Consider the following 20,757-nt stretch of genomic DNA (forward strand, 5'->3'; position numbering starts at 1 on the left):
GCCCGCGATAGCGTCGGGTCAGGCAGCACATCTTTTGCAGACATACCGCATCGCGGGCAAGCGCGCTCCTACAGGTTCATCGCTGTCCGCACGAAAGCGAGAAGTAGGCCAAATGATATTTCTTAAAAATCAAAAAAGACCGTCTCACCCTCGCCCTGCACGCGGATGTCAAACCGATAAGCCAGCTTGCCGTCGACACTGCAACGTTTGGCGACCAGGGTTTCCCGGCGAACTGGCTGTTCAATCAGATTGAGCACCGGATCCTGGGCATTCGCCTGCGCCTCGTCGTCGAAATACAGGCGGGTCTGCAGGTGGATGTTGATGCCCCGGGCGAACAGCGAAACGTTTATATGCGCCGCCATGGGCACGCCCGCCGAGTTGTGCACGGTGCCGGGCTTGATGGTATTGAGCAACCACTGGCCGTCTTCGCCTGTGGCCGTGCGACCGAAACCGTTGAACGGTTTTTTCGGGTCGTAGATCGGGTCGTAAACCCCTTCATGATCGGCTTGCCAGAACTCCAGAAACGCGTCGCGAATCAAATGGCCGTTGCCGTCATAGACATTGCCCAGCAGCACGATATGTTCGCCCGGCGCATTGGCCATGACCATCTCGTGGCTGATTTCCAGATCACGGGGCGGATTGCCCGCAGCTTCCAGCGCCAGGCCGATGTGCACATAGGGGCCAGCGGTTTGCGATGGGGTTTCAGGCAGCAATTGAACAGGCATGTTCGCGGCTCCTCTCGTTGTTTTTTTAAATCAGCTTTTGGAATCAGCGGTTTTCAAAATGCGTGGCACGCTGACCGCGCAACACGATGTCAAAGCGATACGCCAGGCAATCCATAGGATTGGCCATGCCCATGTCGAGCCGTGCGATCAGGCTCTGGACGGCGTCCGGATTGGCGATGGATTTGACGATCGGACACAGCGGGATCAGCGGATCGCCTTCGAAATACAGCTGAGTGATCAGGCGTGTGGCAATCGACGGGCCGCTAACGGAGACGTGGATATGCGCCGGACGCCAGTCGTTGGGGCCGTTGCGCCACGGGTAAGGGCCAGGCTTGACGGTGCGAAAACTGTAATTGCCGTCACGGTCGGTCAAAGCCCGGCCGACGCCGCCAAAGTTCGGATCAATCGGCGCCAGATAGGCATCGCGCTTGTGCCGATAGCGCCCGCCTGCGTTGGCTTGCCAAATCTCTACCAGCGTGTGCGGGATCGGCTTGCCGTATTGGTCGCAGACCCGTCCGGCGACAATGATGCGCTCGCCAATGGGCAAGCCGCCGTTGTTGAAATTCAGCAGCAGGTCGTTGTCATGCTCGCCGAACTGGAGATGGGAGAAGTCCGGGCCAGTGGCCTCGGAGGCCGATTGCGGAATGCTGACCAGCGCCTGGCGCGGTGAGCGCAGAATCGAGGTCTTGTAATCGGGGGTCAGGGCTTTGGGGTGCCAGTTTCGGTCACGGATGACGAAACGGCTGCTATTCACATCAGGCATGTGAGTCTCCGCACGCTTTTATTATTAGGAGTGGTTCTTATTGCATGTCGCGCAGTCTCCCCCGCCTCAGCCAAAACCTGAAATGAATAAACAAACATCATCCATATCCAAATGGTTATGGATGCTCAACATGTCCGTAAGCCTCACCCACTTCCCGCAGTACGTCGACACACCATTGCGCCGCTCTGGAGAGCGGTAGCGCCGGATTGCTGCAAATGCCCACCGAACCACCCGGTTCGCGGATGCCCAGCTCCAGCTCGCGCAGTTCGCCGCTGTGCAGATCCTGCTGGACGGCGTCGAAGGGCGCGATCCAGATGGCATCGCTGCACTGCACATAACGACGGCTGAGGGTCAGCGACAGGGTTTCCAGACGCTGACGTGGCGGGCTGATGCCGCATTGCACGAACAGGCTGTCGGCAAACTTGCGAATGGTAGTCCCGGCCAATGGCAGGACCATGGGGTAGTTCTCCAGGCTTTCGCGCTGCAACTTCACTTGCAGCAGCGGATGGTCACGGCGCACCACCAGGGTCATGGATTCGCTGTACAGGTGCTCGAAGGTCAGGCCTTGAATCTGCGGGCTGTCGGTCATGCGCCCGACCACCAGATCCAGTTCGCCGACTCGCAATTGCGAGAGCAGATAAGCGCTAGGACCAGTGGTAACGCTGACGATCAACGCCGGATGACGCTCATGCAGACGGCGCACCACTTCCGGCACCAGCAGGCTTTCCACCGTCGACAGCACGCCGAGCCTGGCGGTCACCGGCTCATGCTCGCCGGAACGCAGGCTGTTCACCCCCTCACGCAGCGACTGCACGCTGGGCCCGGCAAAGCGCAAAAATGCCACGCCCGCTTCCGTCAGCGCCGCGCCACTTTTACTGCGCAGGAACAACTGGGTTTCCAGCAGGGTTTCCAGTTCCTTGAGAGTCTTGGACAAGGCTGGCTGACTGATTGCCAACTGATCCGAGGCACGGGCCAGACTGCCTTGGCGCGCGACTTCGAGGAAACACACCAGGTGGCGGAATTTGATTCGGGTGTCGATGTTCAATGAGCAGTTTCCTCACACGGGAATTCGATTGGACTCACCTGTGGGAGCGGTGCTTGGTCTGGGCCGCATCCGGACGATAAGGTTTAGGTAATTTCCCTCCAGAATCGCGTCCAGCCTTATCGTCCGGATGCGGCCCAGACCAAGCACCGCTCCCACAGGTTATGGGTTCTTCAATTGTTCATCGCGCCCCACGAAACTGCCGGGGCGACTGTCCAGTGCAGCGCTTGAAGAACCGGGAAAAATACGCCGGCTCCGAAAACCCCAGCCGATCCGACACCTGGTTAATGGTCAGGGTCGTATAGACCAGGTCCCGCTTGGCTTCCAGCAGCAGACGCTGATTAATGATCTGCAACGCCGACTGATCAGAAAGCCGTCGACACAGGCTGTTCAGATGCGCAGCACTGATGCTCAGTCCAGCCGCGTACTGCTCGATGGACCAATGCTCACGAAAATGTGCGCCCACCAGCCGTGTGAATGCCTGCAAGTGTTCACGTCCCCGCTCCTGCACCGCAACTTCGGCACCCGAGAGCGCAATGCTGCGGCGGCTCAGCCAGATCGACAGCATGCTGACCAGCGCGTGCAGCATCGCATCCCTGCCAGGTTTGTGCTGCGTGTATTCCTCGCTGAGGGCAGCGAACAGCGGGTCCAACTGCTTGCGCTGCTCGTTATCCACAGCATGGCAATGGGCAACGCTCATGGCCGGGGTCGCAAGCACTGCGCTCAACCGATCCGCCAAGGGTTGCGCCAGGCTGAGGATGTAACCCTGAATAGCCGGCGAAAAAATGAAGCGGTGAACGCTGAGTGCCGGGATGACTTGCAACACCGAGGATTGCACCTGTTGCGTGGCACCCTCCACATGCAGAGTCGCCTGCCCGGATTGCACGTAGAGCAACTGCACCAGATCGCTATGGGAGTGGGTTTGAATTTCCCAGCCGTGCAGTTGGCTGCGCTCCGGAATCGACTCGCAATGCAGCAGATCCGGCGTCGGCCACAGGGTGGTCTCGCCGTACAGCTTGAACACAGGCACTGATGCGCCGCTCATGCCACGCCCTCACCTATCCATGAAAAGTCCAGAAAATGCAGCGAATAATGGCTTCTTATCGCTGCACAGGCCACTAAAAATACAGGACAGATAAAAACAATAATCAAAAGGCTCTACTCATGAAAACCCAGATTGCCATTATTGGCTGCGGGCCGTCCGGTCTGTTGCTTGGCCAATTGCTCCAGCGGGCCGGTATCGACAACGTCATCGTCGAACGCAAAAACCCTGAACACATTCTTTCCCGAATCCGCGCTGGGGTGCTGGAACAAGGCACCGTCGACTTGCTGCGCGAGGCTGGGGTCAGCGACCGACTGGACAGCGAAGGCCTGATCCACGACGGTTTCGAGCTGGCCTTCGACGGACGCACCGAACGCATTGATCTGGCTGGGTTGGCCGGCGGCAAGCGGGTCACGGTCTATGGCCAGACCGAAGTTACCCGCGACCTGTTACAGGCCCGGGCTGAAGCTGGCGGGAGGAGCTTCTTCAACGCCGGTCAAGTTCAGCCCCACGACCTGAAAAGCACCGCGCCCTACCTGACGTTCGAACATGAAGGGCAAAGTATTCGCCTGGACTGCGATTACATTGCCGGTTGCGACGGCTTCCATGGCGTATCCCGCCAGTCGATCCCGGCCGATGCCCTGAAAATATTCGAACGTGTCTACCCGTTTGGTTGGCTCGGGGTTCTGGCAGACACCCCGCCCGTCAACGAAGAGCTGATCTACGCCCGGCATGAGCGCGGTTTCGCCTTATGCAGCATGCGCTCGGCTACCCGCACCCGTTACTACGTGCAGGTGGATGCAGGGGAAAAGGTTGAAGACTGGTCGGACGAGCGCTTCTGGGATGAGCTCAAGCAACGCCTGCCCGCCCCGGTTGCGGAGCGCCTGATCATCGGGCCGTCGATTGAAAAAAGCATCGCCCCGATACGCAGTTTCGTGGTTGAACCGATGCAATACGGGCGTTTGTTCTTGCTCGGCGATGCAGCGCACATCGTCCCGCCCACCGGGGCAAAGGGCTTGAACCTTGCGGCCAGCGACGTCAACACCCTGTATCGCATCCTGCTCAAGGTTTACCACGAGGGTCGCAGTGAGCTGACCGAGCGCTATTCAGAGATCTGCCTGCGCCGGGTCTGGAAAGCCGAGCGATTCTCCTGGTGGATGACGTCGATGCTGCACCGCTTTGGCGACAGCGATCCGTTCAGCGAGCGGCTACAACAGACTGAACTGGATTACTTTGTCAGTTCCGAGGCTGGACGCCGCACCATTGCGGAAAATTACGTCGGGTTACCGTTTGAGGGGGTCGAATAACGACATCAATATGACATCACCAGCGTAGGTGCTGCACCGCAAAGCGACTGAAAATCAAGGGAAATTCCGTGTTTTTGTCGCTGTTCATTTCCTGATCATTGGCTCAAAAGCGCAGCCCATAAGGCGTTCCCGAAGTTATCCACAGACATACCCCCACTTTCCGTGGACAACTTTTGTCTAAAGCCTCGCCCTCCTTCCGTTGGAGCGAGGCTTGCCCGCGAAGAAAGATAACGGGGTTTACCTGACAGACCGAGTCGCTCCATTAGCGGGCAAGCCTCGCTCCAACAATGTCACCGAGCCAGCTTATACCGCAACCAAACCCCACCACCGTCCTGAACCTCGGCAGAGGTCAGCTTCAGATAGGCGGGTTGCTTCCAGGCCTCAGCCGACACTTCAAAAGATGCGGGATGCTCGCCCCGGCCATCGATCAAGGGCAGCAGCAACACACTGACTTCGTCCACCAGCCCCGCGTTGAGGAATGACCCGCTGACATGGGGGCCGCCTTCGACGATCAGGCGTTTACGACCCAGCTCGCTGGCCAGTACCTTGATGACCTGAGCCAGATCGATCTCGGTCTTGCCACCGAAAATGTAGGACACATTGATCGATTGCAGGTACGCCAGGTAATCGTCTTCCACCGCTTCGCTGACCACCTCGACCACATGGGAACCCAGCGCCTGATTGCTTTTCCAGGCGACTTTGCCGTGGGGGTCGATGGAGATGGCGTAGCTGTCGGCGTTGCGATCAGCAAAATGATGAGTGCGCGGCAGCGGCGCTTTGGCCAACCCACGAGGATAGTCATCGCCATGGGCGATTTCCTGCATGGTCACGCGGCCGCAAATCCATGCATCAAAGTTGAAGGTTTTGGCCAGCTCTTCGTAAAGCTCGCCTGCGGCATTTTTGAATGGCCGCTCCCAGCCATCGGTCAGGGCATGACCATCAAGGGACGACATCATGTGGCAGATGACATAAGGCTTCATGCAGGGCTCCGGATCGGTTCACGTTGTAGTTACCGACCCGCTGCGCTTGCTGATAGTTCGATTTTTGACGGCCCCTGCTTTGAACTTCCCCACTCATCCGTGGGAGCGAGCTTGCTCGCGAAGAGGCAGGAACATCTGCCACACCTCGCAGCTTCGTACATTGCCTTCGCGAGCAAGCTCGCTCCCACGATTCGGACCAGACGCATCAAACCTTGAACTTACCCACCATGGCCTGCAAATGGACACCCAGCCGTGCCAGTTCAACGCTCGAGGCGGCCGTTTCGTCGCTGGCGGCGGAGGTCTGTTCGGAGATATCGCGCACATTAAGCACGCTGCGGTTGATCTCTTCAGCTACGGCGCTCTGTTGCTCGGCAGCGGCGGCGATCTGGTGGTTCATCGACTCGATGGACGCCACCGAACGGGTGATGCTTTCCAGTGACGTACCGGCACGACGGGTCAGCTCGACGCTGCTGTCAGTCAGGGTCCGGCTGTTTTCCAGAATCGTCGCCACTCGCTTGGTGCCAGTCTGCAAGCCGCTGATCAGGCCTTCGATTTCCTCAGTGGAGGTGTGGGTGCGCTGAGCCAGACTGCGCACTTCGTCGGCGACCACCGCAAAACCACGTCCGGCTTCACCAGCGCGGGCGGCTTCGATGGCGGCGTTCAGCGCCAGCAGGTTGGTCTGCTGCGCCACAGCCTTGATCACATCCAGTACGCTGCCAATCTTGTCGCTTTCGGTTTGCAAATCGCTCATGGCCTCAGTGGAGTGACCGACTTCATCAGCCAGACGGGCAATCTGCTGCATCGCCTGGGTCACCACTTCATCGCCCTGCTTAGCTTCCCGGCTGGCGTTGACTGCCGCTTCGGACGCCTCTTCAGCATTGCGCGCCACTTCCTGAACCGTGGCGGTCATCTCGTTCATCGCGGTGGCCACCTGATCAGTCTCGACCTTCTGGCTGTTGACCCCGGCGCTGGTCTGTTCAGTCACTGCCGACAATTGCTCAGCGGCACTGGCAATCTGCACCACACCATCACGGATACCACCAATCAATTCGCGAAGGTTGACCGTCATATGTTGCATGCTGGTTTGCAGCTGGCCCAGCTCATCGCGACGGGTGACCACCATGTCGTGGCTCAGGTCACCGGCGGCAACGTGTTCAGCATTGCGCAGGGTTTGCATCAAAGGCGTGACGATCAGACGGGTGATAACCCACGCGGCCAGGAAGCCGAACAGCAGCGCGGCAATGGTTGCGCTGCCCAGCAACAGATCGGCCTGATGAACATCCTTGGTCCGCTGGGCAATCTGGTTGACCGTAATTTGTTTACTGGCAGCCAGCAATCGAGTGACGTCATCGGCTAGCGCCAACTCCGCCTGCTGGGCCTTGGCCAGACTGTCGCTGAACTGACCGAGCGTGGCACGGAAAACGACCAGCGATTGTTCAATCCCCTGGATTGATTGAGGCGAGACCTGATTGAGGTTCTCCAGGTGATCGCGGGCTGCATCAATGGCCGACAGCGCAGGCGACAGGTACTCAGCCTTGGCGCTGTAGGTGTATGTCTGAGCCTGAGAACGTGCCTGCTGAATGAGACGATGCTGCGCGGTCATGGCGCGAGCCTGGGGGTCGCCCTCGCCAGCCTGATCCTGGATTTTTTCAAGCTCGGAGACCATGGTCTCGACCTGTGTCGCAATCGAAGCCCGTGCCGACTCACGGCTCTGGGTGGCCTGGACGAACTCGTTGAAATGGGTTTTGTAGACAGTCACAGCACCACTGACGTCGCCAATCAGGCTCAGGCTAGCGCCGGTGGTAAACAGTGCCTTCATTTTCTGGGTCTGGACTTCCAGCTTGCCCAGGTTGCTGGTTACCGCAGCGGCATGTTCGGCATCAGGGGTGAGCATGTAACTCATACGGGATATGCGCAGATCACGGGCCTGCTCGTTGAGCAGCGAAATTTCCGCCACCTTGTCGCCCCGCTCGGCCAGTGACTGCAACCCGGACCAGCCGGTGAAGGCGATCAGACAGGTCAATATCAGTATCAGGGCAAAACCCAGTGACAGTTTGGCTTTGACACTGATATTCGCCAGGGCCTTGTTAACCGTTGTGAGCATAGAAAAACCGTCCAGAAATAATTCAAGTGTGTGTGTGAGGGCGGCCTTGCTCTCGTGTCAGCTCATCCGTTTTCGCGACATCAAAATGACATCACCGCATCTCAGACGTTTCACACACACAAAAATCCAACGGCGAAGGAAAACATGCGGTTGCGGGCAGAACAGGCTAAACCGCCCGATTTGCGGGGGTGGCGGGGGGCAAAAGCGAGGTGAAGGCAATTCGTTGCAGAACGTTTCCTGTAATCATCCAGGACGTTGTCAGGACGCCGCAGCGATCCGGGCATGCAAGTCCAGAGTGGTACCGATCAAGCGGGCGAAGATTTCCAGGGTCTGAATCAGATCAGGGTCATCCAGCTTGGCAGGCAACGGATCGAGCCCGCAGAGCGTGCCAAAAAAAGACCCGTCACACAGCACGATCGGCAGCGACAGGTAACTTTCAAAACCGTACAGCTTGGGTAGCGGATGATCCTTGAACCGTGGGTCATCGCTGACGCAGGAAATAACGATGGCTGAATGCTCCTGGCGCACCTCGTTACAGATGGTCAATTCAACTGCCAGCTCGTCACCAGGGCCGACACCAAAATGAATTTCATCGTCGACTGCACAAGCGACCCAGCGCTGATCCGTGACCTTGGCAATCGCCGCGAAGCGCAAACGGGTCAACCGCGTCATTAGCTGCAAAATATGGGAGGTCGTCTCGACCTCGGCGATTGCTGCGCTTTCCGCAGCACTCAGTTGGATTGACATCAGTTCACTTACCACTCAGATGGCCTACTGCCAGAAAATTATGAGGATCCTGTCACAACGTGTGGGGAGGATCGCGCATCCTACGCTGATCCTCTTGAGCCACTCAACTGCCGTCCGCCGCCTACATCTGCCTGCACTTCGAGCATGGCTTACCTCCATACTCAAAACCTATTCAATCGACACTTTCTATATATTTTTAATTCCCTCCATCAAGCATTAGCCTCTGCGCACCGGTTCATCTGCTGCCAGGTGAAGACGGCCAATAATTCTAAAAACAGCTGATGCAGCAAATGGGAATAACAATGAACACATCCCCCAACGCTTCAGGTTTTGGTTTCGCCCTGCTCGGATTAACCCTGGCTCTGCCGTCCATGGCGCAGGCCGACTTTTTTGAAGACAGCAAGGCTGAACTGGAACTGCGCAACTACTACTTCAACAGCGATTTCCGACAAGACAACGCAAGCCAGTCCAAACGTGACGAGTGGGCGCAAGGCCTGATCCTCAGTTATCAATCCGGCTTCACCGAAGGCCCGGTGGGCTTTGGCGTCGACGCACTTGGCTTGTTCGGCCTCAAGCTGGATTCCGGCCCTGATCGGCAAAACTCCGGGCTGCTGCCAGTTGGTGACGACAAGGCACCGGACGATTACAGCCGTATGGGCGCCACGGCCAAGGCGCGAATTTCCAAAAGCGTGCTCAAGGTCGGCACCCTCATCCCGAAACTGCCCACTGTGCTGCCCAGCGATGGTCGTCTGCTGCCCCAGACATTCAGAGGCACGCAGCTGACTTCAACCGATATCGACAACATGACGCTCAATGCCGGGCGGCTGACCAGCAACACCTTGCGCAACGTCAGCGGCCACGACGATATCGAAGTGGCTGGCAAAGGCATCAGGGGTGGCAGCCCAAGCGATCAGTTCGACTTCGCCAGCGCCAGCTACAACTGGAGCAAAAACTTCGTCACCAGCTATCACTACGGCGGTCTGGAGAAAAACTACAAGCAGCACATCGTCAATCTGGTGCACACCTTGCCGATCGGTCAGGGCCAGTCGATCAAGACGGACCTGCGCTACGCCGACTCCAGCAAGGACGGCAATACCAACGTCGATAACCAGGCGCTGGGTGCGCGCTTCACCTATCGCATCGGCGGTCATTCATTCGGCGCCGCCTGGCAAAGCATGAAAGGCGAAACCGGCTTTCCGCACCTGGATGGCACCGATTCGTTCCTGGTCAACTACGTGATGATTTCCGCTGACTTTGCCAGCCCGGAAGAAAAATCCTGGCAGGCGCGTTATGACTTCGATTTCGCCAGCGTGGGCATTCCCGGTCTGACGTTCATGACCCGCTACCTCAAGGGTGACAACTTCCAGCGCAGCCCTGGCGTAGAAGGCACCGAGTGGGAGCGCAACACCGACATCCGCTATGCGTTCCAGAGTCAGGCGCTGAAAAACCTGGATGTGGCGTGGCGCAATGGCAGCTATCGGAGCAACGGCAGTGGCAACGACATCGACCAGAACCGCCTGATCGTCAGCTACACCCTGCCCCTGCTTTAACCAGCCATTTCTATTAGAAGCAGTCTGCACGACCTCCCGCTTGAAGCCGGGAATGGAGCCCTGAATGAACCTGAAGAACAATCTACTGTACCTGGCCGTGGCCTGCGCCCTGAGCAGCAGCTTTGCGGCAGTCGCCGCCAACACCGCCGACGCCCCCTGTGCGACCACCGAGCAATGCGCCGCCCAGGCAGCCAAGATCGGCGCGACGGTCGATAAGTCGAAAAGCAAAGTCGACCAGACCGAAAGCCAGTTTTCCTGGCTGAACCGGATCAACAAAGCGTCCATCGTCATGCTCACCGAGGAAGGCATCGTCAAACCGGAAATGGGCAGCAAGATCGCTGGCGGCGTCCGCTTTGCCATCGACCAGGCAGACAAACCAGACGGCAAGAAGCCCAGCGATGTCCTGCAGCTGGAGCAGATCATGACCGACAAGATCGGTCCGGAAGCCTCGTTGATCCACTCCGGCCGCAGCCGTCAGGACATGCTCGCGACGTACCGTCTGGCACGTCTGCGCTCACAGGTACTGGCCTATGCCGACGCGCTGAACTCGACCCGCCAACGGGTGCTTGATCTCGCCGCGAAAAACGTCGACACACTGGTGCCCGCCTACACCAATGGCGTGCAGGCCATGCCGATCAGCTACGCCCATTACCTGCTGGCATTTGAAGCAGCGTTTGACCGTGACGGCCAGCGCATTCGCGAACTGTACAGCCGCCTCAACCTGAGCCCGATGGGCACGGCGGTGCTGGCAAACTCGGCTTATCCGCTGAACCGTGAACGGCTTGCCAGTCTGTTGGGCTTTGACGGAGTGCGGGAAAACTCTCTGGATTCCAGCCAGATTTCCACCTATGACATCCCCATCGAAGCGGCCAATATCGCCTCGTCTTCAGCCATTCGGGTCGGTGCGCTGATCGGCGATATCCACACTCAATATCATCAGATTCGCCCATGGCTGTTGCTGGACGAAGGCTCGACTTACACCAGCAGTGCCATGCCGCAAAAACGTAATCCGGGCCTGCTGATGCGCGCCCGGGAAGCCTCCTCTGATGTGGTCGGTCTCGCCCAGGCAGTAACTCTGCGGGCGCATAACGTCACTACCGGGATGACCGACTACAAGTTCGCCTTCGACTCCCTGGGGCTGTTTGCCTCCACCAGTGAGATGTTTACCGGCATGAACCGTGTGCTGGACGCATTGGAGGTCAATCCGCAAAGGGCGCTTGAAGAGCTTGAGTCGGAATGGACCACGTCGATGGAGCTTGCTGACACCCTGGAGCGTCAGCACAAGGTGCCGTTCCGCATTGGCCACAGCTTCGCCTCATTGATCGTCACCGAAGCGCGGGACAACGGCACCACACCCAAGACCTTCCCTTATGCCGACGCACAAAAGCTGTACGCCAAGGCAGCGGACAAATACAAATGGACGCCGAACACGCTGCCTCTGGACGAAGCAGCCTTCCGGGCGACGCTGTCACCGCAGAACATGGTCAAGACCCGCAAAGGCACCGGCGGGCCGCAACCGGAGGAAGTCCAGCGCATGCTAGTCGAAGCGCGTAAGGCGCTGAATGCCGACCAGAGCTGGCTGCGCGAACGCCGCCAGAAACTGACCAGTGCCGAAGGCGAGCTGGACAAGGCATTCGAGAAGTTGCTGAACGCCAAGGGCTGAGTTTCTATGGAACATAAAATCAGCTGAATGTAGCTGATGACCTGTAGCTCACGAGCACCGCGAGGCAGCGATGGCGATTTTCCTGATACATCGCCATCGCTGCCTCGCGGTGCTCGTGAGCTCCTACAGGTCCGCAACCGGACACTACCGCGCCAATTGCTGACGCAGCACCACTCGATCAACTGCCCCATGCCAGCGACAAATGGCGATGCAGGCCACGCAGTTGCCCAGCACATTGGTTAGCGAGCGACACTTCATCAGCCGCTCAACCCCCAATAGCAGGCCAACACCTTCCAACGGTATGGCTTGCAGGACGGTCAACGTGGCAATCAGGGTAAAGAATGCCGAACCGGCGACGCTGGTTGAACCCAGCGAAGTCAGCATGCAGATCAACAACACGCTCGCCAATTGCAACCCGGTCAGATCCACACCTGACATATTCGCCATGAACATGATGGCCGTGGTCAGATAAATACTGGAGCCGCTCAAATTGAATGTGTAACCGGTCGTCAATATCAGATGCACCAGTTTCCTGTCACACCCGAGCTGTTCGAGTTTACCCACTAATCCAGGTATTGCCGCCACGGAAGAACCTGTAAACGCCACCAGTAGAAGTTCTTCCTTCACATACAACACAATACTCAGCAGCTTCTCGCCGACCAACCGTGCAACACCGGCCATTACCACAAGAATGAAAACTGCGCAGGCAAGATAAATAACAGCTACAAACTTGATCAGTGGCATCACTGAAACCATTCCGTACTTGCCAACGGTAAATGCCATCGCCCCAAATGCTGCCAACGGGGCGAACTTCAAAATGACATGCAACACTCTAAACAACATGACTCGCACTTGTTCAAGGCGATGATGCAAGCGTTGGCCAACTCCGTCAGACCTGCCGATCAGTAACCCACAGATCAACGCAACGACCATGACCTGCAGCACCAGGTTGTGAAAAGCACCGATAATCGTCGCCCCCATGGACGCCATGGATATATCCAATGCCGCGTGATGGAGCTGCGAAACCGGTAGCGAGACGTCTTGACCCGCTTCAAACAATATCAACGTCGCCATACCCAATAGCAGCGAGATAACCGACATCAATTGAAAGTAAATAACGATCTTACCCACCAGCCGCGAGCGCTTTTCCTGACGTTGAATACCAGCAACGCCCGAACACACCAGCACAAACATGATAAAGGGCATTAACAACCCGACAACTCTGATGAAGTAATCACTAAGCGGGCGCATGCTGACCGCCAGTTCAGGGCGAACAAGACCAAGCACAAAGCCACAAGTAATCGCCAGCAGAATATGCAAGGTTCCGTTATTCAGCAGCTTGCTCGACATCAAGGCTCCGCCAACACCATTTTTTATTATCGCGACGTGGCGAACAAGGCCATCAGTCACCTGTATGATTGGCCGTATCATAGTCTTAAACTTTCTGTTCTGACCACGAATAATAAAGCCAGCCACAGGATAGCCCCTCATGGAACTCAGGCATTTACGCTATTTCGTAATGGTCGCCGAAGAACTGCACTTCACCCGGGCGGCGGCACGTCTGAATATGCAGCAGCCGCCATTGAGCCAACAGATCAGGGCGCTGGAGCAGGAGCTGGGATTCGAGCTGTTCAAGCGCCATCCAAAAGGTGTCGACCTGACCGCTGGCGGCGTGGTTTTTCTCGAAGAAGCAAGAGACATCCTGACCCGTGTCGAGCAGGGTTCGCGCAAGGCCGCGCGGGCTGCGAATGGCATCGAAGGGACGCTGATCATCGGCTTCACCAGTTCAGCGGCCACTCACCCGCTGATCCCGAAAATCATCCGCTCTTATCGCGAGCGCTACCCCGGCGTAGAAGTCGCCATGAAGGAAGGCAGCGCCAGGGAGCTGACCGAAGAAGCCATCGAGAACCGCCTGGATGTGGGCATTCTGCGCGCGCCCGTGGGTCAGCACCAAAGCATCCATTTCCATCGCCTGCTCAACGAAGAAATGCTCCTGGCGCTGCCTGTGCGGCATCCGTTGCTTGAGCAAGCCGGTGAGTCGCAGCAAGAGGTGGAAATATCCCTGAATGACCTGAAGCAGGAACGATTCATTCTGGTTCGCCGTCCCGGCGCGCCCGGCATGTATGCCAATCTGGTCAAGGCCTGCCAGAACGCAGGATTCAATCCGCAGATCGCGTTTGAAGTAGAGCGCATGCTGACCAACGTCAGCCTGGTCGCTGCAGGCGCGGGGATTTCAATCGTGCCGGCTTCAATGAAAGACATCCATCGCGACAGCGTTGTGTACTGCCGAATCCGCGACGCCCGACCTCGCCTGCTGGCGCCTGTGACACTGGTGTGCCGCAGCTTCAACCCGCCAGCGCCGCTGCAGAATTTCATCCTGCTGGCGCGGGAGCTAAGCAAGAATCACCGCCGGCGTCAGTGATGTCGGCTCACCTCTCTGTAGGAGCGAACTTGTTCGCGAGAGCTGCTTTGCAGACAACGAAAATCCACCGGATGTAATGGCCTCCTCGCGAACAAGTTCGCTCCTACAGACTTTGTATTTCTTCAGTCAGACCACACCACCCTCAGCGCCGCTCTTCCCTGATAAACGGCTCACCCAGCGCGCCGGGTTGGCTGCCGGAGGCCGGGTTTGATCCTCGGGTGCCCATGGCAACCCAGATCATCACCAGCAGCGTGACCGCGTAAGGCGTCATCAGGACGAAGTATTGCGGCAGGCGTATGCCGGTGGAGGCCAGTTGCGGGATCAGTGCTTCGATGCAGCCAAACAGCACAGCCCCGGCCAGCGCTCGCCAGGGTGACCAGCGCGCGAAGATCACCAGAGAGACGGCGATCCAGCCGCGGCCGCCGGTCATGTCAGCGATCCACATTTTAGTGCTGAGGACCGAAATGTAGCCCCCCGCCAGACCAATCAGCGCGGCACCGGCCAGAATCGCTGCCAGTCGATAACCGATCACCGAGATACCCGCCGCATCGGCCGCTTGCGGGTTTTCGCCCACCGCTCGCAAACGCAGGCCGGCGTTACTGCGATAGAGAAACCATACGACGCCGACGAAGATCAGTGGCGTCAGGTAAACCAGCGGGTTCTGCACGAACACTTTGCCTATCAACGGCAATTCCGAGAGAGGCCACAGCGCCACCGTCGAAAGCCCGGTGACCGGATGGTTGGTCCACTCCAGCAAGGTGCCGAGTAATCCGGTCAGCCCCTGGCAAAAGAACACCAGCGCCAGCCCGGCAATGACCTGGTTGATGCGCATCACCAGCACCATCAAGGCAAACAGCAACGACACGACGCTGGCGGCGAGCATCGCGAGGATCAGGGAAATCATCGGCGTACTGAAGCTCAGCTGCGCACCGATGGCGGCCAACGCCCCCACCAGCATCAAGCCTTCGGCACCCAACGCCAGCACCCCGGCCCGCTCGGTGAGGATCAGCCCCAGGGCAGCGAGTGCGAACGGCACGGCGAAATCCGGGGAGTTGCCCAGCCAGTTGGCGATCATGTCCATTACTGCTCACCCTTTTGAATTACGCGCATGCGATGGCGAATGAAGAAATCTGACGATGCCACGCAAATCACCAGAATGGCCTGGATCAGTTGCACCATGGAAAACGGTATCTGATAGAACACCTGCAAGCTGCGCCCGGCGACGAACAACAATGCAACCAGCAGCGCGACGATGGTGGCGGCCAATGGATTATTACGGGCAAGAAAGGCGATCAGAATTCCGGAAAAACCGTAGCCCTGATAGAACGACTGAGTCAGCCGCCCTTCCTGCCCGGCAGTCACAATGAACCCGGCAATCCCGGCCAGCGCGCCGGACAGCAGCACGGTGCCGATGATTATCTTGCGCACTGGAACCCCCACCGCACCGGCCACTCGTGGGTTGGCATCGACAAACCGCAGGTACAAACCAGCCCGGGAAATGCCGATGAACCACAAGGCAAACAGAGTCACGATCACAGCCAGAACAATCGCTGCGTTATAGCCATCAAACAGATCCGGCAATCGTTCGAAACTGCGAAAGGCCGGTGAATAGGGAAAGTTGTCGCGCGGGTCCTTCCAGCTGCCGTACAACAGGTGCAGCAGGAAGTTGGCGGCAATGTAATTGAGCATCAGCGTGGAGATGATCTCGTTAACCTTCAGGCGCAGCTTGAGCAGCACCGGCGCGATGGTCCACAGCATGGCGCAGAGCATTGCAGTCGCCAGCATCAACGGCAGGCGAATGGATTCTGGGCCGACTTCGAACAGGGAGATGGCAGTCGCGCCGATGCCGCCCCAGATCATCTGGCCTTCCAGTCCCAGGTTCCAGAAGCGCGCCCGGAATGCCAAGCACCCGGCCAGGCCGACCAGAATCATCGGCGCGGCCTGAAACAGCACGGCCTTGAAGTTCTGCGGGTCGAGTACCGTGAGCACCACGAACTCGTTGAGCAGCTCTTCGGCGGGAACCCCGGCGCCCACTAGAATCGCCGCCGAGATAGCCAGCCCCACCAGCAAGGCCAGGGCGATGATCAATGCCTGCCAGTACCAAGCCAGCTGCTGGCGGATTTCCAGGGTGTAGCGACGAGCCAGTAGCGGTTGACGCCGTGATGGCTTATTCGTCGTCGTTTGCAACATAACGTCAGTCATGACTCACCATGGCCTTGCCGATGGCCTGGCGATCCGCCGGGCGTTCGAATTCTGCGACGATGCGGCCGCTGTTCATGACCCCGATGCGGTCAGCCAGCATCAGCACTTCATCAAGGTCTTCGCTGATCACCAATACGGCCGCGCCAGCATCCCGAGCAGCTCGCAACCGGGCATGTACCGCAGCAGTCGCCTTGGCATCCAGGCCACGACTGGGGCTGTGCACCAGCACCAGTTGCGGGTCCCGGCTGAATTCCCGGGCGATCACCAATTTCTGGGCATTGCCGCCCGACAGCAGCGCGGCTTTCTGTTGCAGGGAACGCACGCCCTGCACGTCGAACGAGCTGATGGCTTCGGTGGCGTCCTGCTCCATGCGCTTGCTGCGCAGGCGCATGAACGAACCGTAACGGCCGCTGTGAATCTGGCCGATGCCGAAATTCTCGGCCACCGATAACGACCCCGCCAGCGCAGCGCCATAACGGTCAGCAGGAATGGCGGCGATGCGCAGATCACGTCGCCGCTCGGCAGACGCGCCGTGCAAATCGCCGAAGCCTTGCAGCAGCATTTCCCCTTGCACCGCTTGCGGCAATCCCATGAGCGCGTTGGCCAATTCGCTCTGGCCATTGCCGCCCACACCAGCAATGCCGTAGATCTGCCCGGCGTGCAGGGTCATATCGATACCGGCCAACGGGCCCTGGCCCGGTAACGAGCGCAGGTTGCGTACGGTCAGCCGCGCATCGCCCGCCGTCGCCTTGGCATGCTCGCCCACAGCTTGAGATTCACCCACCGTGAGCCGCACCAATTGCTCGACCGAGACCGTCTGGGGGTCGAGGGTTTCTACGGTGCGGCCGCCGCGCATGACCGTGACCCGATCCGCGTAACGCTTCACGTCGGACATTTTGTGGGTGACCAGAATCACCGCCGCGCCTTGCCGAGCAAAGGACTGCACCGTCGCCAGCAGCCGTTCGGCCTCCTGATCGGTGAGTACTGCGGTGGGTTCGTCGAGAATCAGAATCCGCGCCCCGGCCAACAGCACTTTGAGGATTTCCACCCGTTGCTGTTCGGCAATCGACAGGTTGTCGATGGTCTGCCGGGGATCAATGGCAAAGCCCAGCGCCTGAGCCTTGACGCTGATCTGTTGTTCAAGGGCTTGCAGCCGTTTGTTGTAACTGCCCTGCCCCGGTGCATCAGGCAGGCCCAGCAAAATGTTCTGAGCGACGGTGAACGGCCGCACCAGTTTGAAATGTTGATGCACCATGCCGATGTGGTAACGGCTGGCGTCTTTCGGACCGCTCAGCCGTACCGGATTGTCATCTATGAACAGCGACCCGCTCTCCGGGGCATACAGCCCGGCGGCGATATTCATCAGCGAAGATTTCCCGGCCCCGTTCTCCCCCAGCAACGCATGCACTTCACCCCATTTGCCGGTGAAATGCGCGTCAGTCAGGGCCTGGAAACCGTCGAACGATTTGCTGATGCCGGTGAGTTGGATCGCGTTCGCCTGACTCATTGCTGGGAGGCCACGCCTTTGACGAACCAGTCCATTTTCCACAAATCGCCATCGGACATATGGCTGCCGGCCGGGATGCGTTCCTTGCCATCGCGATCGCTCATCGGGCCGCTGTAAATGATCTTTTCGCCATTCATCAGCTCTTCACGGGCCAGATCGATTTTCTTTCTGTTCTCGGCAGAAATTCGCTCGCCAGCAGTCAGGGTAATGTCGGTCCCGCCCTGCTCCATGGATAACAAGGCGCCATTGGGATTCGGCACCCAGTTACCGGCGATGATTTTCTTCAGCTCTGGGGCGAGAAAACGGTCCCAGACCCAGGCCGATGAACAGATGGTCGCCTTGGGTGCGAATTCACTGAGATCACGATGGTGGCCAGTGCCCAATACGCCGCGCTCCTGAGCGACGATCTGTGGGGTCGGGCTGTCTACGTGTTGGCCGATCACGTCGGCGCCGTTGTCGATCAGGGCCATGGCGGCGGCGCGCTCTTTGACCGGGTCGTTCCAGGCACCGGTGTAGATCACGTTGACGGTGGCATTGGGGTTGATCTGTTGTGCGCCCAACTCGAAGGCGTTGACGGTCCAGTTGACCTGGCCGAACGGGTTAGCCGCGACGAAGCCCAGCTTGCCGGTTTTCGACGCGGCACCGGCCGCCATGCCACACAGGTATTGGCTTTCGTAAGTGCGACCGTAGAAGGATTCCAGGTTCGGCGCGTTAGTGGTGCCGGAGCCATTGAGGAAGGCAATCTTCGGATATTTTTTCGCCAGATCCAGGAAGGTGTCGGAATAGCCAAATGCCGTGCCGATGATCACGTTGGCGCCCCGGGCGATGAGTCGGTCAACCACGGGGGTAATGGCGGCGGCGTTCTCCGGCACGCTTTCAACGTACTGGATCTTGGTGCCCAGCTCTTTTTCCAGCTTGACCCGTGACTCATCGAAGGCTTGCGTCCAGCCACCGTCATTGCGCGGACTGATGTAGACCATGGCGATCTTGGCCGGTTTTTCCAGGGTCAAACCTTCTGCCGAAGCGCCGTTCGCCAGCCCGAGCAATACCGCCGCACCCAAGGTTCGCTTTAGAAATCTGTTGAGCATTGTTGATCATCCTGATGGTTGGCTAGCAAGAAACAGAGAGGGAACTCAAAGCATGAAATTGATGCGGAACACATTGCGTTCGGGGTCCAGCAGCACCGCCTGGTACCAGTTGTAGTAAGTCAGGTAAGGCGCCTTGATCAGCGTCGCGCCCTTTGCCTGCGCCAAGGGTACGAGGCGCTCGACCTCGGCCTGGGAATCCACGTCGATATTCAGCAAAAACTTCACGCCGCTGCTGTCGGCGTACTCCCCAAGCCCGAGCAGTTCGTAAGCTTCAGGGGCGTTGAAGCCGATGCATGACTTGCCAGTGTCCAGGCCACGAAAGATCGGCGAGCGGATCGCATCGATCTCCGTGAAACCAAACAGCTGCGCATAGAAATCACTCAAGGCGACGATGTCGCGAGCGAACACATTGACGTAGGAAAGGTTGTTCATCAGGCCACCTTGCTGCCACCAAAGGTGGTCTGCTTGACGAATTTCGACAGCAGATGATCGCCGGACGTAACCGGCGCATGACGCGGTTGCTCGCCCTCGGCCAGGCAACCCGGCAGGCAGGTAATGAGCGCGTCGTAATTGGGTTGATGGAAGAACACCAGAGACTGACGGCGGTTGTCGGACTCGCTTTCCAGCGGCGGATTGACCACCCGGTGCAAGGTGGAAATCCAACGATCGTTGGTCCAGAGCATCATCAGATCGCCGATGTTCACCACGAAACCGTCTTCGACATAGGGCACCTCCACCCACTCGCCCGACTGGTTGCGCACCTGCAACCCCCCCAGCGCGCTGTCCGGGCGAACGATGGTCATGCTGCCGTAATCGGTGTGGGCGCTGGCACGCATCTGCCCGGCTTCGACTTGCGACTTGATGTCCGGATAACTCAGGCTGCGGAACATGCTGATGTGACGGTCGATGGTCTTGTCGAAATAGTCTTCGTCCAGTCCAAGGGCCAGGGCGAAGATGCGCATCATCGTGGCCGCCAGTTCGCTCATGGCATTGAAGTACTCGCGGTAGGCCTCCTGAAAACCCGGCAACAGGGTTTCCGGTGGCCAGACGTTGGGCGCGAAATGGGAACCGGCGATGGCGTTGTGGTAGTAGTCCTCCTGCGGCACATCGCTGGGCCCGATGGAGAAAGACTCTTTCAGGTCTCCCGGGGCACTTTCTTCCAGGGAATAGGACAGACTTTCTTCAGCAATGGCGCTGTAACCTCGCACCATCTCAGGGCTGGGCCGGTCGACCTTGCGTTTCTCGGCCAGGGGCAAATCGAAGAAAGTACGGGTCAGCGTGGAGACCCGCTGGATCAGCTCGGCAGGGATCTGGTGATGGGTGATCACCAGAAAGCCAATGTCTTTGCAGGCCTGACTTACCTTGCGCGCCACGGCGGCCTTGCCCTCAGGCTGGCCAGAAAAAAACGGTGCCAGATCAATGATGGGCACGGATTGCAGGGTCATACGACTCACTCCTCTCTCGACACGACATGGAAGATGCACCGGTGACCCGGCCTGATGTGCGAGGGAGAAAAGCAGTAACTGTGCCAGTATCTGAATTGCCTTGGCTTTCAATGAGTTAAATATTTAGCAGGCTAGAAACAGATCAAATGGTCCGAAGCAGAGCGCTTGGT

Annotated in this window: 18 protein-coding genes and 1 pseudogene; 4 read left to right on the forward strand and 15 right to left on the reverse strand. The window is 58.4% G+C overall.

Annotated elements, in window-relative coordinates:
- Positions 1-122: 122 nt before the first annotated feature.
- The 4 genes from pcaG to IV01_RS15760 form a co-directional block, all read right to left on the reverse strand.
- Positions 123-725, reverse strand: a complete 603-nt coding sequence (gene pcaG, locus IV01_RS15775; protein ID WP_032627777.1) for a protocatechuate 3,4-dioxygenase subunit alpha — start codon at positions 723-725, stop codon at positions 123-125.
- 43 nt (positions 726-768) lie between these two features.
- A complete protein-coding gene (gene pcaH / locus IV01_RS15770) occupies positions 769-1,488 on the reverse strand; it encodes a protocatechuate 3,4-dioxygenase subunit beta (RefSeq protein WP_032627778.1) in 720 nt (239 codons plus the stop codon).
- Between the two features lie 115 nt (positions 1,489-1,603).
- On the reverse strand, positions 1,604-2,533 hold the full coding sequence (gene pcaQ / locus IV01_RS15765) for a pca operon transcription factor PcaQ (protein WP_032627779.1): 930 nt from the start codon (positions 2,531-2,533) through the stop codon (positions 1,604-1,606).
- Positions 2,534-2,711: 178 nt separating this feature from the next.
- Positions 2,712-3,575, reverse strand: a complete 864-nt coding sequence (locus IV01_RS15760; RefSeq protein WP_032627780.1) for a helix-turn-helix domain-containing protein — start codon at positions 3,573-3,575, stop codon at positions 2,712-2,714.
- 119 nt (positions 3,576-3,694) lie between these two features.
- On the opposite strand from IV01_RS15760, the gene pobA reads away from it, so the two are divergent.
- Positions 3,695-4,879, forward strand: coding sequence for a 4-hydroxybenzoate 3-monooxygenase (gene pobA / locus IV01_RS15755; RefSeq protein ID WP_032627781.1), 1,185 nt, complete (start codon positions 3,695-3,697; stop codon positions 4,877-4,879).
- 290 nt (positions 4,880-5,169) lie between these two features.
- Here the strand turns inward: pobA and IV01_RS15750 are convergent, their stop codons facing one another.
- The 4 genes and pseudogenes from IV01_RS15750 to IV01_RS15740 form a co-directional block, all read right to left on the reverse strand.
- A complete protein-coding gene (locus tag IV01_RS15750; protein WP_032627782.1) occupies positions 5,170-5,859 on the reverse strand; it encodes a dihydrofolate reductase family protein in 690 nt (229 codons plus the stop codon).
- A gap of 205 nt (positions 5,860-6,064) precedes the next feature.
- Complete coding sequence (locus tag IV01_RS27415; RefSeq protein WP_418903521.1) at positions 6,065-6,937, reverse strand: methyl-accepting chemotaxis protein; 873 nt, start codon at positions 6,935-6,937, stop codon at positions 6,065-6,067.
- Positions 6,920-7,963 (reverse strand): annotated as a pseudogene (locus IV01_RS27420) (methyl-accepting chemotaxis protein); the annotation flags it as partial. The pseudogene IV01_RS27420 and the gene IV01_RS27415, both read right to left, overlap by 18 nt.
- A 258-nt stretch (positions 7,964-8,221) precedes the next feature.
- Complete coding sequence (locus IV01_RS15740; protein ID WP_032627879.1) at positions 8,222-8,710, reverse strand: GAF domain-containing protein; 489 nt, start codon at positions 8,708-8,710, stop codon at positions 8,222-8,224.
- A 302-nt stretch (positions 8,711-9,012) separates the two neighbouring features.
- Here IV01_RS15740 and IV01_RS15735 point away from each other — a divergent pair, with 302 nt between their 5' ends.
- The gene (locus IV01_RS15735; protein ID WP_032627785.1) at positions 9,013-10,260 is read left to right on the forward strand and encodes an OprD family porin; all 1,248 of its coding nucleotides are present in this window, start codon (positions 9,013-9,015) and stop codon (positions 10,258-10,260) included.
- A 64-nt stretch (positions 10,261-10,324) separates the two neighbouring features.
- A complete protein-coding gene (locus tag IV01_RS15730; protein ID WP_032627786.1) occupies positions 10,325-11,923 on the forward strand; it encodes an argininosuccinate lyase in 1,599 nt (532 codons plus the stop codon).
- Positions 11,924-12,067: 144 nt separating this feature from the next.
- Here IV01_RS15730 and IV01_RS15725 read toward each other — a convergent pair whose 3' ends face one another.
- The gene (locus IV01_RS15725) at positions 12,068-13,273 is read right to left on the reverse strand and encodes a cation:dicarboxylate symporter family transporter (RefSeq protein WP_032627787.1); all 1,206 of its coding nucleotides are present in this window, start codon (positions 13,271-13,273) and stop codon (positions 12,068-12,070) included.
- A 139-nt stretch (positions 13,274-13,412) separates the two neighbouring features.
- Here IV01_RS15725 and IV01_RS15720 point away from each other — a divergent pair, with 139 nt between their 5' ends.
- Positions 13,413-14,345 (forward strand): LysR family transcriptional regulator, encoded by a 933-nt coding sequence (locus tag IV01_RS15720; RefSeq protein WP_032627788.1) that lies wholly within the window; start codon positions 13,413-13,415, stop codon positions 14,343-14,345.
- Between the two features lie 142 nt (positions 14,346-14,487).
- Here IV01_RS15720 and IV01_RS15715 read toward each other — a convergent pair whose 3' ends face one another.
- The 6 genes from IV01_RS15715 to IV01_RS15690 are packed head-to-tail and all read right to left on the reverse strand — an operon-like array spanning position 14,488 to position 20,587.
- Positions 14,488-15,426 carry an ABC transporter permease gene (locus IV01_RS15715; protein ID WP_032627789.1) on the reverse strand — a complete coding sequence of 313 codons (939 nt, stop codon included), beginning with the start codon at positions 15,424-15,426 and terminating at the stop codon, positions 14,488-14,490.
- Complete coding sequence (locus IV01_RS15710) at positions 15,426-16,547, reverse strand: ABC transporter permease (protein WP_050507428.1); 1,122 nt, start codon at positions 16,545-16,547, stop codon at positions 15,426-15,428. The genes IV01_RS15715 and IV01_RS15710 overlap by 1 nt, the downstream gene beginning before the upstream one ends.
- Positions 16,540-18,054, reverse strand: coding sequence for an ABC transporter ATP-binding protein (locus IV01_RS15705; protein WP_032627791.1), 1,515 nt, complete (start codon positions 18,052-18,054; stop codon positions 16,540-16,542). Before IV01_RS15705 ends, IV01_RS15710 begins: the two co-directional genes overlap by 8 nt.
- Entirely contained in the window at positions 18,051-19,142 is a 1,092-nt protein-coding gene (locus IV01_RS15700; protein WP_032627792.1) for a BMP family ABC transporter substrate-binding protein, read from the reverse strand. The genes IV01_RS15705 and IV01_RS15700 overlap by 4 nt, the downstream gene beginning before the upstream one ends.
- A gap of 45 nt (positions 19,143-19,187) precedes the next feature.
- Complete coding sequence (locus tag IV01_RS15695) at positions 19,188-19,574, reverse strand: VOC family protein (RefSeq protein ID WP_032627793.1); 387 nt, start codon at positions 19,572-19,574, stop codon at positions 19,188-19,190.
- Positions 19,574-20,587: an isopenicillin N synthase family dioxygenase gene (locus tag IV01_RS15690; RefSeq protein ID WP_032627794.1), complete on the reverse strand. Its 1,014-nt coding sequence runs from the start codon at positions 20,585-20,587 to the stop codon at positions 19,574-19,576. The genes IV01_RS15695 and IV01_RS15690 overlap by 1 nt, the downstream gene beginning before the upstream one ends.
- Positions 20,588-20,757 lie beyond the last annotated feature (170 nt).

The organism is Pseudomonas syringae (assembly GCF_000737245.1).
Taxonomy (GTDB): domain Bacteria; phylum Pseudomonadota; class Gammaproteobacteria; order Pseudomonadales; family Pseudomonadaceae; genus Aquipseudomonas; species Aquipseudomonas syringae_J.